Origin of the sequence: Marivita hallyeonensis, from assembly GCF_900129875.1 — a bacterium.
Classification (GTDB): Bacteria; Pseudomonadota; Alphaproteobacteria; order Rhodobacterales; family Rhodobacteraceae; genus Marivita; species Marivita hallyeonensis.
In genome coordinates, this window is the sequence record NZ_FQXC01000001.1 from 901,826 (window position 1) to 915,393 (window position 13,568).

The window sequence follows — 13,568 nt, forward strand, 5'->3', positions numbered from 1 at the left end:
ATCAAGTCCGCTGATCGATCTGAGCGCGCTCAACCAACCTGACCGCTGCCCTGTCGGCGATCATGTCGCCTGTGGCGCGGTCGAACCTGAGATACGCCAGCCCGGCGCCATCTGCCTGCGTGTACAGTGTTCCCGCCGGTTTTCCGTCAGCCTCGATCTCGGTCCCGAGCGGCGCTGACCCATCGACTGTGACCTTGGCCAGACCTTTGCGCAGTTCGGTCTTGTGCTTCATGCGGGCAGTCACTTCCTGACCCACGTAACAGCCCTTTTTGAAATCGACGCCGTTCAACCGCTCGAACCCCATTTCAAGGATAAAGCTGTCAGCATTCAGTTCGACGCCACTCTCAGGAACGCAGGCCGCAACACGCAGAGCGTCCCAATCGACATCCGCGTCACCCGGTTGCCCATGATACCCGCGCCAGCCCAGCGACGGATCGCGCGGGTCGGCAAAGGCACCGTCGGGCGGGCTGCCCAGTCCGCGCGTCACAGTGAGGTCGCTGTCCGCAACCTCGACCGCAGAGCGGAGTTTGTACATCATCAGAGCCTGTTTGATCCCGGGCGCAAGATCGGACGCAATGTCGAGTCCGATCTCGTCGCCCAGCGGCACGAGAAAGAAATCGGCGCGATACTTGCCTTGGGGCGTCAGCATGGCCGCATAGACCAGGCCTTGATCCAGCTTGCCTACATCGTTCGTCACCAGCCCTTGCAGAAAGTCCCGCGCGTCTGGTCCGCTGATCTTGAGAATGGTCCGATCCGACATGGCTGCCCCTGAAATATCCGCCACCCTCAGATAAAGGTCCGGGCAGGTGGTGCAAGGGGCATCAGGCGGTTGCGGTGTCTCCCAACACTTGCCGCGACAGAATACGGTCGAGCGAAAGCGCTCCGGCACCTTTGATGACAAGCGTGATCAGCAACAACATCCAGAACGCCCGCTGATCGAGGATCACGCTGTCCGGCACCTTGTCGAACCACGCGCCAAGGGTCTCTGCGTGTTCGATGCCGCCGTGCCCGTACAGGTCGGTCAGGCTTTGGACTACGACAAAGCCGATCATGCCAAGCGCCGCCAGTCGCGTGAAGAGACCGATCACAATCAACAGCGGCAGGATGAACTCTGCCCACGTCCCGGCGACCACCACCAGCCAATGAAAGACACTTAGTTGGGACGTGTCGTAGACGACGGCCTCCATCTGCTTGGGGAAAATCTGCGCATAGGCCCCGGTAGACGGGACGAAGATGCCCATGATCCCATCGCCAAGCTTGGTCAGCCCCGAGGCCCAGAAGTAGTTGAGCAGCGTCGCTGCAAAGACGAACCGGGCCAAGAGTGGGATCAGCCCGTCCATGGAGCGCTCAATGGCGGAAAAGAAGCTGTTATGAAGGGAAACAAGGCGGTCCATGGGTTAGTCTTTCTGGTTTGGAATGGGAGCGTTTGAAACGTGAGTGATGGCGTTGTTCGAGAGCAAGAGGCCGAGCAGAGTGGAAAGATCGAAGGTGTCGCCGGTCGGCTCCAACGCTTCTCTGAACGTGTGGCCGCCTTGAAGAGCAATCAGGACATCCGCGCCTTCTGTGCCAAGCACATGCGGTTCGGGATCAAATTCGGCGCGAAGGATCAGAACATCCTCGGCAATGCCTGTAGGTTTGTCTCCACCGCGCAGGGTGTATCGCCAGATCGATCCAATCGGCCATGGCGACCGGATCAGGATCATGGAGGGCGCAAAGGTGAACCGGCTGTTGAGAAGTGTCGTCTCGTCCATGTCCTGCAGCGCGGTGGGCTCGATACCAACGCTATCGGCCGCATGGTAGCTTTGCCGCATGGCGACGTCGATCCGCGCTACATCGGCGAGATAGGGCAGGTGTGCCAACTGCTCCAGATCGGCAAGGAAGTCAGGAAACGTTGCGCCGTAGTGCATCATCAGCGGTGAAGTCGGCGGCGACTGGCGCAGATACGCGCGCGCCACGTGTTCGAAGTTGTCTCGCCCGATCAGGCCGACAATCGACGGGAACCCGTCGGCAAGAGCCTCGCGCAGGGAAACGGTGACGTTGTTGCGGTAAACGCCGTAGCGGCGGCCAGCGGGACGGTTCTCTCCGTCGGACAATCCCTCCGGCACGGGCTGCGACGGATCAAGAAGCCCGGCGCGAAAGGTTGTCTGGCTGATCATGCCAACACGCGAGTCAGAGCCGCATCGGCCCGACGCGCCTCGTCCGCCAGCACGGGCCAATCCGGCACATCTGTATCCCATTCGACCAGCAGCGGCTTCGGACCCGACTTTGCAAGCGTGTAGTCCAGCAGCGCCCAGACCGGATCCACAACTTCGCGGCCATGGCTGTCGATCAGAAGGGGCGCACCGTGGTCGTCTTCATCCTCGTCGTGCCCGCCAAGATGGATTTCACCAACCGCGTCAAGCGGGTAGGCGTCGATGTAGCCTTGCGGGGCGTAGCCGAGGTTTGTTGCCGAGACGAAGACGTTGTTCACGTCAAGCAGCAAACCACAGCCCGTCCGGCGGACGATTTCGGCCAGAAAGTCTGTCTCGGTATAGGTGCTTTCGTCAAAGGCCAGGTAGGAGGACGGGTTCTCCAGCAACATGCGCCGCCCTAGGGTTTCCTGCACTTCGTCGATATGATCGGCGACGCGGGACAGGGTGTCCTTGGTGTAGGGCAGGGGCAGCAGATCGTTCAGGAAATGGCTGTCATGCGTGGACCAGGCCAGGTGTTCGGAAAAACTTGCCGGGTTGAGCCAACCCACCAGATGTTTCAACCGCGCAAGGTGATCGGGATCAAGACGGCCCTCGCCGCCAATCGAAAGTCCGACACCGTGGACCGAGATCGGGAACCGCTCTGACAAAACGCGCAGTTGAGCAAGGGGTCGTCCACCGTCGCCCATGTAGTTCTCGGCATGAATTTCGAGCCACCCCACCGGTGCGGGATTTTCAAGGATGTCCGAGAAATGCTGCGGCTTGTACCCCACACCCGGCGCGTTTGGCAGATGCGGGAAGCTGTGCGTGGCGTCTGGCATGGTCTCTGTCCCGGCGGGGTAGGTCGGACAGGTTTGCCCGACCTACGATTGCATTTAGCTGGGCAGGTCGCGGTTCAGCTCTTCAAGCGAGCCAGTGCGCGGTGTGCCGTCTGCCATCGCCGGCAATTCGATCTCGGTGCAGGTGCCCGCGTCAACAAGCGTCCAGGCGTTGCCCTGATAGTCGACAACGGAGGAACCGGCGCAGGTTGTGCCCGGGCCTGCGGCGCAGTCATTCTGACCGGCGAGCGAAACGCCGAAGCACTTCTCTTTGGCTTGTGCGGTGGCGGTTGTGGTGTGGGCTGCAAGGCTGGCGGCGACGGCGCCAACGATCGCGACGGTTTTGATGGCTTTCGACATGAATTGGGTCCTTCCGGTTGTACTTCGTTTGAACTGGGTCGGCGCCGCGATTGCGACATCGATGCCCCTACAATGCCCTGCGACGTGCCGTCGCGCCATTCACGCCGATGTGCATCACGCGGGCGTGACGCACGGTGAGACGATTTTGGCTGGTGTGGGGGATTATGGCACAAAAACAAAGGGCCTCGTAACAAAACGAGACCCTTTTCGGCGATGAAGATTTCACTTTGTTACAAGAGGTCCGGCGGCGTCGCTTCTTTTGCGAGCGCGCTCACGATCTCCGTCAAGGATGTAACAGAGGTCTGCTTTTCGCCCAGACGCCGCACGGTGACAGTTCTGTCCTCGACTTCGCGATGACCAATCGCAAGGATGACCGGCACTTTGCCAAGGCTGTGTTCGCGGACCTTGAAGTTGATCTTCTCGTTGCGGATATCGGCCTCGGCGCGGACACCAGCGGTGGTGAGAGCGTCAACCACTTCATGCACGTATTCATCGGCTTCGGACACGATGGAGGCCACAACCACCTGACGCGGAGCGAGCCAGAAAGGCAGTTTGCCTGCGTGTTCCTCAATCAGGATACCGATGAAGCGTTCGAACGATCCCAGCACAGCGCGATGCAGCATGACCGGACGGTGTTTGCCACCGTCCGCGCCGATATAGGTCGCGTCCAGCCGCTCCGGCAGCACGAAGTCAACTTGCAAGGTGCCGCATTGCCAATCCCGGCCGATTGCATCTGTCAGAACAAACTCCAGCTTGGGTCCGTAAAACGCGCCTTCGCCCGGGTTCAGCTCGAACTCGCAACCTGCGGCAGTCGTGGCCGCCTTAAGGGCATTTTCGGATTTGTCCCACACATCATCCGATCCCGCGCGGGTTTCCGGCCGGTCGGAGAATTTGACCTTGAAGTCTTCGAAGCCGAGGTCACGGTAGATTTCTGATAGGAAGTCGATAAAGCGTCTTGTTTCATCTTCAATCTGGTCCTCTCTACAGAAAATATGAGCGTCATCCTGGGTAAATCCGCGGACGCGCATGATGCCATGCAGGGCACCGGAAGGCTCATATCTATTGCACGACCCGAATTCGGCCATACGCAGAGGAAGATTTCTGTAACTTTTTAATCCCTGGTTAAAAATCTGGACGTGACAGGGGCAATTCATCGGTTTGAGCGCATTGACTGCTTTTTCGCGTGCGTGCTCCTCGTCCACTTCGACGATAAACATGTGTTCCTGGTACTTGTCCCAGTGGCCAGACGCCTCCCACAATTTTCGGTCCACGACCTGTGGGGTGTTCACCTCCACGTAACCGCCCTTGGTTTGTTGGCGACGCATGTAATCCTGCAAGGTGGTGTAGATGCGCCACCCATTCGGATGCCAGAAGATCTGCCCCGGCGCCTCCTCTTGCATGTGGAAGAGGTCCATCTCGCGACCCAGCTTACGGTGGTCGCGCTTGGCGGCCTCTTCGAGCATGTTGAGATAGGCGCGCAGCTTTTCCTTGTTCTGGAACGCCACGCCGTAGATGCGCTGAAGCATCGCGCGGTCACTGTCGCCACGCCAATAGGCGCCCGCTACGCTCATCAGTTTGAAGGCGTCCGCCGGAACCTGACCGGTATGCTGCAAATGCGGGCCGCGACACAGGTCCTGCCAATGCCCGTGCCAGTACATGCGGAGGGGCTCATCGCCCGGAATGGCCTCGATGAGTTCGACCTTATAAGGCTCGTTGTTCGCCTCATAGTATTTGACCGCGCGGTCGCGTTCCCAGATCTCGGTGGTGACCGGGTCGCGCTTGTTGATGATTTCCTTCATCTTCTTCTCGATCGCGCCCAGGTCTTCCGGGGTGAACGGCTCTGCGCGGTCGAAATCGTAGTACCAGCCATTGTCGATCACCGGGCCGATGGTGACCTTAACGTCCGGCCAGATCTCCTGCACTGCCCGCGCCATGATGTGCGCGAGGTCGTGCCGGATCAGTTCCAGCGCCGCTTCATCATCGGCCAAGGTGTTGATCGCGATGCTGCTGTCGGCCGCGATGGGCCATTGCATGTCCCAATGCTTGCCATCGACAATGGCCGAGATGGCTTTTTTGGACAGCGACTTTGAAATGCTTTCGGCCACTTCGGCAGGGGTCACACCCTTGTCGTAGTTGCGCGAATTGCCATCGGGAAAGGTCAGGGAAATCTGGCTCATCGGCCGGCTCCTCGTCAGTTTGGCGCCCACGGAACGCCCGGTTGCGGGTTATGTATCGTCGGCGGCTTGTGGCAGGGGCCGACAAATCCGTCAAGATGGTGTGCGCCTCTGCGAGTCGGCAAGTTTGGGCGCTAACGGGTAAGACTCTTGCGCGGTATACGAATGTATTATCTGAAGTCTTTTGATTCCAGATGGTTAGCTACTCATTTGAGAGTGGACGAAACCGACGCAATGGCTATGTATAACGACATTCCACTATCGGAAACATTCGCTGCCAATTGAAACGGGAGAGCAGGCCATGCCCGGGTACAATACGAAATTCGATTTGACCGTCGAAGACATGGAGTTGATCGAGGACGCGCTTCGCAGCACCAAGCGGACGCTTAACACCTCGGTGTTTGAGCAGGCCGCTGACCCGCTCAAACCCTGTGAGAAAACTCGCGATGTCGATGTATCGATGAAGCGGATCAACGATCTTTTGGGGCGGTTGCACAACCAAAAGAACTTCTATCGCCCGAAGGCTGGCGCGTACGTTTCAGGGTAGGGTGGGCTTCACACCCACCCCACGCACCTTTCAAAGCGCGGCTGTAAACACCGCGTAGGCCATGGTCAGGCAGCAAAGCCAACCGATCAGGAAAAGCCCGGGTCGAAGGGGCATTTTTGCAAAACCCGCAATCATGCCCACCGCGTGCAACACGCGCACCCAGAAGAACACGATGGCCGTCCAGTACGTGAGCCCTGTGAAGCCATCGATGCTGTTCAGTATCAATACCAAAACCGAGAATGGCAGCGCCTGTTCGATCAGGTTGAGATGCGCCCGGTGCGCGCGATGCACCCAGGCGGGGAACTGATCCAGCGGGGTGGGGCGGACAAAGGGGTCTTCCGCGCCCGGAACTTCGTATTTGTTCACGCCGACGATATAGGGAATCCAGAGCGACGCGGCGAGGATCATGAGGCAAGTGAGGATGCCAAGCTCGGTGGGAAAGGTTTCCATTACGCGTCTCCCTCGTGCTCGGCCCAGAGGTGGTCGCCGCCGAAATGCATCGGCTCACCGGTTTCCAACCAGGTTTTAAGTCCTGCCAGGGTCCGTACCCAGCCATCGGCGGTCCCGTCGCTGGGATCATGCGCAAGCCCCCGATGTTCGACCGTCAGCTTGCAATACTCGCCTTCGACACCAATCAGGTAAGTCACCTCGCTGGTCTTCGCATCCGGTTCCCATTTCGGTTCGAAAGTGGTCACGATGCGGGACTTGGGATCCAAAGTGATTTCGCGGGCGTGAAGCGTCTCGAACCCATCGGGTGTGGCGTAAATCAAAGTATCGCCCTCGCGCCGCGCGCTTTGACCAAGAAAGTCATAGTTCGCAACCGCATCGGCCGAGGTCAGGGCATCCCAAAGTGCGTCTTGCGAGCACCTGATATGGGTTTCCATCATGAAATCGGGTTTCGTCATTTGGATGATCCTTCAGCTCGCCATTTTCAGGGCAGTGCCTGTTTCGAGGTAAGATTTGAGCGACGCCGCCAGACGTGCCCAGCCTTCGGCAAAGCCTTCCTGACCCGGCGCCATGTCGTAATGTTCGATGGTCAGTTTGCAGGTCTCACCCTGCGGTTCGATAACGTAGACCATATGGGAGGCCGGGGCGTTCGGGCCCATGAATAAGGGCTCAAAGGTCATCGCGATGCGTGACTTGGGATCAAGCTCGGTTGTGACCTGACGCAGCATGGGATTGCCGTCGGGGAGAATGAATTCGGTGACGTTGTCGGGCTTCGCGTCGCCCCGTACGTCGTTACACATGAAATGGTAGGCGGCCATCTGATCGGCCTTGGTCAATGCATCCCACAGCGCATCCTGCGAGCAGCGGATGAAGGTTTGCATCATGAAATCAGGTTTACCCATACTGGTCTCTCTTTCGAGTTTGGCTTTGAGATCGCTCATCATTTGCGCCTGCGGCCGCAGGAACGGCGCAACCCAGCGGTCGAGCATTTCCTGCAGGGGGAGGGCATTCAGGTAGTGGTATTTGAACCGCCCCTGTTTGCGCGAAATGACGAGATGGGCATCTTCGAGGACCTTGAGGTGCTTCATCACGCCGAACCGGCTCATGTCGAGCTGCTCTTCCAGTTCGGTCAGCGACTGCCCGTCCTTACGCCGCAAACTGTCAAGCAGCGCGCGGCGGGCGGGATCATTGAGGGCTTTGAAGATCGCATCCATTTTTTGACTATAGGTGATTAATTAGTCACGTGACAATATGGTAACTTAATGTTTAGGAGATAACTTAATAAGTCACTGATTTATAACAATGTTGCGGCGGGTGCGGAACGGATCGTCGAGTTGATGCGTTGGAGATGGTTGGACCAGGAAAGGGAATCACCTGCATGACGAGCCCCGTGACAGACGTCTACGAAGAGATCACCGGCGCGGATGACGACGTCCGCGACCGCGAGGCCCGCAATGGCGTGCGTCACATGGTCAGCCTGTCGATGACAAAGGTCGCGGATGGATTGATTGACCCAAAGCTTGTGCTCAGCTGGCTGGCTGGCGCGCTGGGGGCACCGGCGGCACTGACCGGTCTTCTTGTCCCGATCCGTGAGGCCGGTGCGCTCTTGCCTCAGATTGCCTTGGCTGGCTGGGTCCAATCGCTCAAGCATCGGAAATGGGCTTGGGTCTTCGGATCGCTTGGTCAGGGCGCGGCGGCGGCAGCGATTGTGTTCATCGCGCTGACTTTGCAGGGGCTCGCCGCCGGGATTGCGCTTTGTGCTGCGCTTGCCGTGCTGGCACTGTCGCGTGCGGCCTGTTCGGTGAGCTACAAGGACATTCTTGGCAAGACGGTCGAAAAAACCCGCCGTGGTGCCGTGACCGGCGTGGCAGGGTCCACCGCGTCGATTGCCGTTATCGTGTTCGCGGGTCTGTTGCTGTCGGGACTGCTCCGCAACGTCACACCGGTGATCATCGCGATTGGCCTGGCCGCTATGTTGTGGGTCGCCGCGGCAACGCTGTTTTCACGCCTGGAAGAAGAAGCCTCGGACGAGACAGAAGACACGTCCGTCGACTTTACCCCCTTGCGAGACGACAAACAGTTCCGTCTGTTTATCGCCGTGCGGGGATTGCTGACGGTAACTGCGCTTGCACCGCCGTATTTCGTACTGCTTGGCGGGGGGCAGTCCGCCCTGCAAGGGCTTGGTGCGCTTCTCCTCGCATCTGCGGCTGCCGCATTCGTCAGTTCTTACATCTGGGGGCGGTTCTCGGATCGGTCTTCGCGCAAGGTGCTCTTCGCGTCTGGCCTGCTTGCCGCGTTCTTTGCCAGCCTGGCTGTTTTGGCCCAGCTCTCTGGCTGGGCAGATACCCCATGGGTCATCCCGGTGATCCTCTTCTTCTTCATGCTGTCCTACCAGGGCGTGCGCTCGGCCCGGTCAGTTTATCTGGTCGACATGTCGCCCGAGGACGCGAGGTCGAATTATGCGGCACTCGCCAACACCGCGATTGGCATTCTCCTGTTGGCAACCGGCGCGTTTGGCGGGTTGCTCGCCCTTGCCGGTCCAGTGGCGTCCCTGATCGGGTTCGCCGTTCTGTCCGTGGCGGGCGGCATGCTTGCCCTGAAACTGGACGAAGTACAGACAGACGATTGATGCGTTTCTGCCTTGGGTTTCGGTGCTGACTGCGTAAAGTCGCCCAAAACCCGAGGGAGGCAGACGTGACAGACATCACCCACATCGACGGACCAAACGGCACGCGACTGGCCTATGTGAAAACCGACGGCAAAGACCCGACCATCGTATTTCTGTCCGGTTACAAATCCGACATGGAAGGCACCAAGGCGGTGCATCTGGAGGCGTGGGCGCGGGAAACGGGCCGTGCATTCCTGCGCTTCGATTACTCCGGTCACGGTATTTCAGGCGGGATGTTCGAAGACGGATGCATCGGCGACTGGGCCGGAGACGCGCAAGCGGTAATCGAAGCGGCGACAGACGGGCCGGTTGTTCTTGTCGGATCATCCATGGGGGGGTGGATCGCCTCATTGATGACGCGGCGCCTGTCCAACGTTGCAGGCTTCGTCGGCATCGCAGCGGCGCCGGATTTCACGGAAGACGGGTTTTGGACGAACTTTTCGGAGGACCAAAAGCGCGCGGTCATGGAGGACGGGCAGGTTGCGCTGCCGTCGGATTACGACGAGCCCTACATCGTCACCAAGCGCCTGATCGAAGATGGCCGCAATCAGTTGGTCCTGCGCAGCCCATTGCCGATGCCGTTTCCGGTCCGATTGCTGCAGGGGACCGAAGATACCTCGGTTTCCCGAGAGACCGCTTTGCGGCTGTTGGACCACATCGACAGCCCGAACCTGCGCCTGACCTTGGTCAAAGGCGCGGATCACCGCTTTTCAGAACCCGAAAACCTCCGCCATATCGAGATCGCAATCGAAGAGGTGGGCGGTTAGACGGTTTTTGCATACGATTGCAAAATTCGCTTGAGAGGCTCCGGCACCTCGCTATGCTTGTTCCCGAGAGGTAATCTGGGGAGATGAAGATGGCCGAGTATCTCAAGCGGGGCAAACCCGAAACCGAGCGGGCCGAAGACGACGCCAAAACACGCGCGGTGGTCGAATCGACGCTTGCCGACATTGAGGCGCGCGGTGACGCCGCCGTGCGGGAGCTGGCTGAAAAGTTCGACAAATACACTCCAGAAAGCTTCCGACTGACCCAAGACGACATCGATGCGCTGATCGCAGAGCTGACGCCGCGCGAGCTTGATGACATCAAGTTCGCACAGGAACAGGTGCGCAATTTCGCCCAGGCGCAGCGCGACTCGATGCTCGACATCGAGGTCGAACCGCTCCCGGGTGTGATCCTTGGCCACAAGAACATTCCCGTTCAATCGGTCGGCTGTTACGTGCCCGGCGGAAAATTCCCGATGGTCGCCTCGGCGCATATGTCGGTGGCGACGGCCAGCGTGGCGGGTGTCCCGCGCATCGTCGCCTGCACGCCGCCCTGGCAGGGCAAACCCAACCCTGCGGTGATCGCCGCGATGCATCTGGGTGGCGCGCACGAGATTTATGTGTTGGGGGGTATTCAGGCGGTCGGCGCGATGGCGATCGGTACGGAGACGATTGATCCCGTGCACATGCTTGTTGGTCCCGGCAACGCCTTTGTGGCCGAAGCCAAGCGACAGCTGTTCGGGCGGGTCGGCATAGACCTTTTTGCGGGGCCGACGGAAACCATGGTGATCGCGGACGATACGGTCGACGCCGAGATGTGTGCGACAGACCTGCTGGGTCAGGCGGAGCACGGCTACAACTCGCCCGCCGTTTTGGTGACGAATTCGAGAAAGCTGGCAGAAGAAACGCTCGTCGAGATCGACCGGCTTCTGAAAATCCTGCCCACAGCCGATACCGCGTCTGTCAGTTGGCGGGACTACGGCGAGGTCATCCTCTGCGCCGATCACGACGAGATGCTCGCGGTGGCGAATGATATCGCCTCCGAACATGTGCAGGTGATTACGGATCGCGACGACTGGTATCTCGACAACATGACCTGTTACGGCGCGCTGTTCCTTGGCCCGCGCACCAACGTGTCGAACGGCGACAAGGTCATCGGCACCAACCACACACTGCCTACCAAGAAGGCAGGCCGTTACACCGGTGGTCTTTGGGTGGGCAAGTTCCTGAAAACCCACAGCTATCAGAAGATCACCACCGATGAGGCGGCGACGCTGATCGGCGAGTATGGCTCGCGGCTTTGTATGCTGGAGGGCTTCGTCGGCCATGCGGAACAGTGCAATGTCCGCGTGCGGCGCTACGGCGGTGTAAATGTGCCTTATGGAGAAGGCGCGCCCTATCGCGACGCAGCCGAGTAAGGCTAGGGCAGGCGTGAGGGGCCAGCCCCTCACACTCCCCGAGGTATTTGTGAAACAGAGAAGCAGGGGACGTCATGTCTGAGCGCGACGCGGCCAAAGCGGTGATGGCGCCTGTATTTGCCGCCTTGCGCGATTTTTCCACGGTAGATCTCCAGAACGCCCTTGCCGCGTTTGCATCGGACGTATCGGTGCGAATGTGCCATCCCATTGGGGATTTTCGAGGCGCGCGGTCTGCCTGGGAAGGCGCGTTCTGGCCGCTTTTGTCGGCCATGCCAGACCTTGAACGCGTCGACTTCATTCGCATCGCGGGCCGGGACGCGGATGGCGCGATGTGGATCGGGTCCGCCGGACATTACATCGGGACGTGGGTCAATCCGTGGCTCGGCATCCCGCCGACGAATGGCGCAGCTTTCTTGCGGTTTCACGAATTCTTCCGCATCGAGGACGGGCATTGCGTTGAGGTGCAGGCGATCTGGGACATCCCCGAGATGATGATGCAAGCCAGTGTGTGGCCGATGGCGCCGCAACTCGGTCGGTTCATGTATGCCCCGGCACCAATGACACAGGACGGGTTGGGTCCGCATGATCCTGCAGCATCGGATGCCAACGCGCAGCATGTTGTCGACATGCTGCTGGCCCTGCAGCGGCACCCGAAGGACGGCGGGCCCGAGGTCATGGAGTTGGAGCGCTTCTGGCACCCGAAATTCATGTGGTACGGACCGGCGGGCATCGGCACCACGCGCGGTGTTACGGGATTTCGCAAGGTCCATCAGATCCCGTTTCTCAACGCGATGCCGGATCGCGGGAAGCATCCAGAAGGCACCAAACATCATTTCATGGCCGAGGGCGCGTTTGTCGGTGTCACCGGCTGGCCGAACATGCAGCAAACGCTCTCCGGCGACGGGTTTCTGGGCATCCCGCGTGTGGGACGGAAGATCACCATGCGCAGTCTCGATTTCTGGCGCGTCGAGAATGGGCTGATCCGCGAGAACTGGGTATTGGTGGACTTGTTGCACGTCTACGCGCAGATTGGTGTCGACGTGTTTGCGCGCATGGAGGAACTGAAGTGGAGCAAAGGGTATCGCTGATCACGCTGGGCGTGCGCGACATGGAGGCCGTTGCAGCGTTCTACGAGGCCCTTGGCTGGAAGCGGGTGGAGACGCAGGACGGCGTGATCGCCTTTGACCTGATCGGCCAAACGCTTGGGCTCTATCCTCTCGACAAGCTCGCCGAGGATATCGGTGTTGACGTGGCCCAACTGGGTCATGGCGGCATGACGCTGGGCCACAACGTACCGTCGCGGGACGACGTGGATGCGGTGATGCAGCGGGTGGAGCAGGCGGGCGGAACCGTCCTGAAACCACCGCAAGAGGTGTTCTGGGGTGGGTATCACGGCTATTTCAGCGACCCGGAAGGCCATATCTGGGAGGTGGCGCACAATCCGTTTTCGCCGTTGAGGAATGAGGATCACGCCTTTCGGTGGACCGGCTATTGAGACGCCCCGCCAGCATGTGGAGCCTTGAGACTCTCGGGCGCGTACGGCTGTCCAAGTATTTCTACATGCGGGATTTTCTCTACTCCGAAATCGGCAACTTCCACCAGAGACAGAACATCCCCGACACCCCCGATCTGGCGATCGAACGCGGCCGCGCGTTCTGCGAGACCCTGCTCGATCCATTGGAAGAGACATTTGGACGGATCGCCGTCAGGTCTGGATTTCGATCCGCCGACCTCAACCGATTTGGCAATGAGAACAAGCTGAACTGCGCGCGCAATGACTATCCGCTTGAATGTCACATTTGGGACTTGCCGGACACGCCGGTTGCGGGGGCGAGCCTTGTCATCCCGTGGTTCGCGGATCAGTACGACGAGGGCCGGGACTGGCGTGATCTGGCGTGGTGGCTCTACGATCATCTGCCATTTGCCGATGCGTGGTTCTTTCCGAAACTCTGCGCCTTCAACCTGTCTTGGCGACCCGTTTCGCAGCGGCGGATCGACAGCTACATCGCGCCGAAAGGGACGTTGATCCGGGGTGGGGAAGACCCGCCTGAAACGGCAGCTGAGCGCGCCGGACGCTACGCTAATTTTCCGCCCTTTCGCGGCATCACATACCCCTGACGCAAGGGCTGGACAGCGCGCGGCGGCAGGAGTAGCGTGAATTTTGCACACCTATGCAAAGCGCC

Annotated in this window: 16 protein-coding genes; 7 read left to right on the plus strand and 9 right to left on the minus strand. The window is 59.7% G+C overall.

Going from position 1 to position 13,568, the window contains the following annotated elements:
- Nucleotide 1: 1 nt before the first annotated feature.
- The 6 genes from ygfZ to thrS form a co-directional block, all read right to left on the minus strand.
- Nucleotides 2-760, minus strand: a complete 759-nt coding sequence (ygfZ, locus tag BUA42_RS04555; RefSeq protein ID WP_072776463.1) for a CAF17-like 4Fe-4S cluster assembly/insertion protein YgfZ — start codon at nt 758-760, stop codon at nt 2-4.
- Nucleotides 761-821: 61 nt separating this feature from the next.
- Nucleotides 822-1,394, minus strand: coding sequence for a DoxX family protein (locus BUA42_RS04560; RefSeq protein WP_072776464.1), 573 nt, complete (start codon nt 1,392-1,394; stop codon nt 822-824).
- Nucleotides 1,395-1,397: 3 nt separating this feature from the next.
- Nucleotides 1,398-2,156: an HvfC/BufC N-terminal domain-containing protein gene (locus tag BUA42_RS04565; RefSeq protein ID WP_072776465.1), complete on the minus strand. Its 759-nt coding sequence runs from the start codon at nt 2,154-2,156 to the stop codon at nt 1,398-1,400.
- Nucleotides 2,153-3,010 carry an MNIO family bufferin maturase gene (bufB, locus tag BUA42_RS04570; RefSeq protein ID WP_072776466.1) on the minus strand — a complete coding sequence of 286 codons (858 nt, stop codon included), beginning with the start codon at nt 3,008-3,010 and terminating at the stop codon, nt 2,153-2,155. Before bufB ends, BUA42_RS04565 begins: the two co-directional genes overlap by 4 nt.
- Nucleotides 3,011-3,064: 54 nt before the next feature.
- Nucleotides 3,065-3,367 carry a BufA1 family periplasmic bufferin-type metallophore gene (locus tag BUA42_RS04575; protein ID WP_072776467.1) on the minus strand — a complete coding sequence of 101 codons (303 nt, stop codon included), beginning with the start codon at nt 3,365-3,367 and terminating at the stop codon, nt 3,065-3,067.
- A 230-nt stretch (nt 3,368-3,597) separates the two neighbouring features.
- The gene (gene thrS, locus BUA42_RS04580; protein WP_072776468.1) at nt 3,598-5,544 is read right to left on the minus strand and encodes a threonine--tRNA ligase; all 1,947 of its coding nucleotides are present in this window, start codon (nt 5,542-5,544) and stop codon (nt 3,598-3,600) included.
- Between the two features lie 298 nt (nt 5,545-5,842).
- Here thrS and BUA42_RS04585 point away from each other — a divergent pair, with 298 nt between their 5' ends.
- Complete coding sequence (locus BUA42_RS04585) at nt 5,843-6,088, plus strand: hypothetical protein (protein WP_072776469.1); 246 nt, start codon at nt 5,843-5,845, stop codon at nt 6,086-6,088.
- 30 nt (nt 6,089-6,118) lie between these two features.
- On the opposite strand, the gene BUA42_RS04590 is transcribed toward BUA42_RS04585, so the two are convergent.
- From BUA42_RS04590 to BUA42_RS04600, 3 genes are read right to left on the minus strand one after another with little or no spacing between them, the layout of a single operon-like run.
- Nucleotides 6,119-6,538, minus strand: coding sequence for an MAPEG family protein (locus tag BUA42_RS04590; RefSeq protein WP_072776470.1), 420 nt, complete (start codon nt 6,536-6,538; stop codon nt 6,119-6,121).
- Nucleotides 6,538-6,993, minus strand: a complete 456-nt coding sequence (locus BUA42_RS04595) for an SRPBCC domain-containing protein (protein ID WP_072776471.1) — start codon at nt 6,991-6,993, stop codon at nt 6,538-6,540. Before BUA42_RS04595 ends, BUA42_RS04590 begins: the two co-directional genes overlap by 1 nt.
- A 12-nt stretch (nt 6,994-7,005) precedes the next feature.
- The gene (locus BUA42_RS04600; RefSeq protein WP_072776472.1) at nt 7,006-7,749 is read right to left on the minus strand and encodes an ArsR/SmtB family transcription factor; all 744 of its coding nucleotides are present in this window, start codon (nt 7,747-7,749) and stop codon (nt 7,006-7,008) included.
- Between the two features lie 164 nt (nt 7,750-7,913).
- Here BUA42_RS04600 and BUA42_RS04605 point away from each other — a divergent pair, with 164 nt between their 5' ends.
- From BUA42_RS04605 to BUA42_RS04630, 6 genes are all read left to right on the plus strand, one after another.
- Nucleotides 7,914-9,164, plus strand: coding sequence for an MFS transporter (locus BUA42_RS04605; protein WP_072776473.1), 1,251 nt, complete (start codon nt 7,914-7,916; stop codon nt 9,162-9,164).
- Between the two features lie 65 nt (nt 9,165-9,229).
- Nucleotides 9,230-9,970 carry an alpha/beta hydrolase gene (locus tag BUA42_RS04610; protein ID WP_072776474.1) on the plus strand — a complete coding sequence of 247 codons (741 nt, stop codon included), beginning with the start codon at nt 9,230-9,232 and terminating at the stop codon, nt 9,968-9,970.
- An 89-nt stretch (nt 9,971-10,059) separates the two neighbouring features.
- Nucleotides 10,060-11,385, plus strand: a complete 1,326-nt coding sequence (hisD, locus tag BUA42_RS04615) for a histidinol dehydrogenase (protein WP_072776746.1) — start codon at nt 10,060-10,062, stop codon at nt 11,383-11,385.
- Between the two features lie 74 nt (nt 11,386-11,459).
- Nucleotides 11,460-12,473: an ester cyclase gene (locus tag BUA42_RS04620; RefSeq protein ID WP_072776475.1), complete on the plus strand. Its 1,014-nt coding sequence runs from the start codon at nt 11,460-11,462 to the stop codon at nt 12,471-12,473.
- The gene (locus tag BUA42_RS04625; RefSeq protein ID WP_072776476.1) at nt 12,452-12,880 is read left to right on the plus strand and encodes a VOC family protein; all 429 of its coding nucleotides are present in this window, start codon (nt 12,452-12,454) and stop codon (nt 12,878-12,880) included. The genes BUA42_RS04620 and BUA42_RS04625 overlap by 22 nt, the downstream gene beginning before the upstream one ends.
- A 14-nt stretch (nt 12,881-12,894) precedes the next feature.
- Nucleotides 12,895-13,503, plus strand: coding sequence for a hypothetical protein (locus BUA42_RS04630; RefSeq protein WP_072776477.1), 609 nt, complete (start codon nt 12,895-12,897; stop codon nt 13,501-13,503).
- The last annotated feature ends 65 nt before the right edge of the window (nt 13,504-13,568 follow it).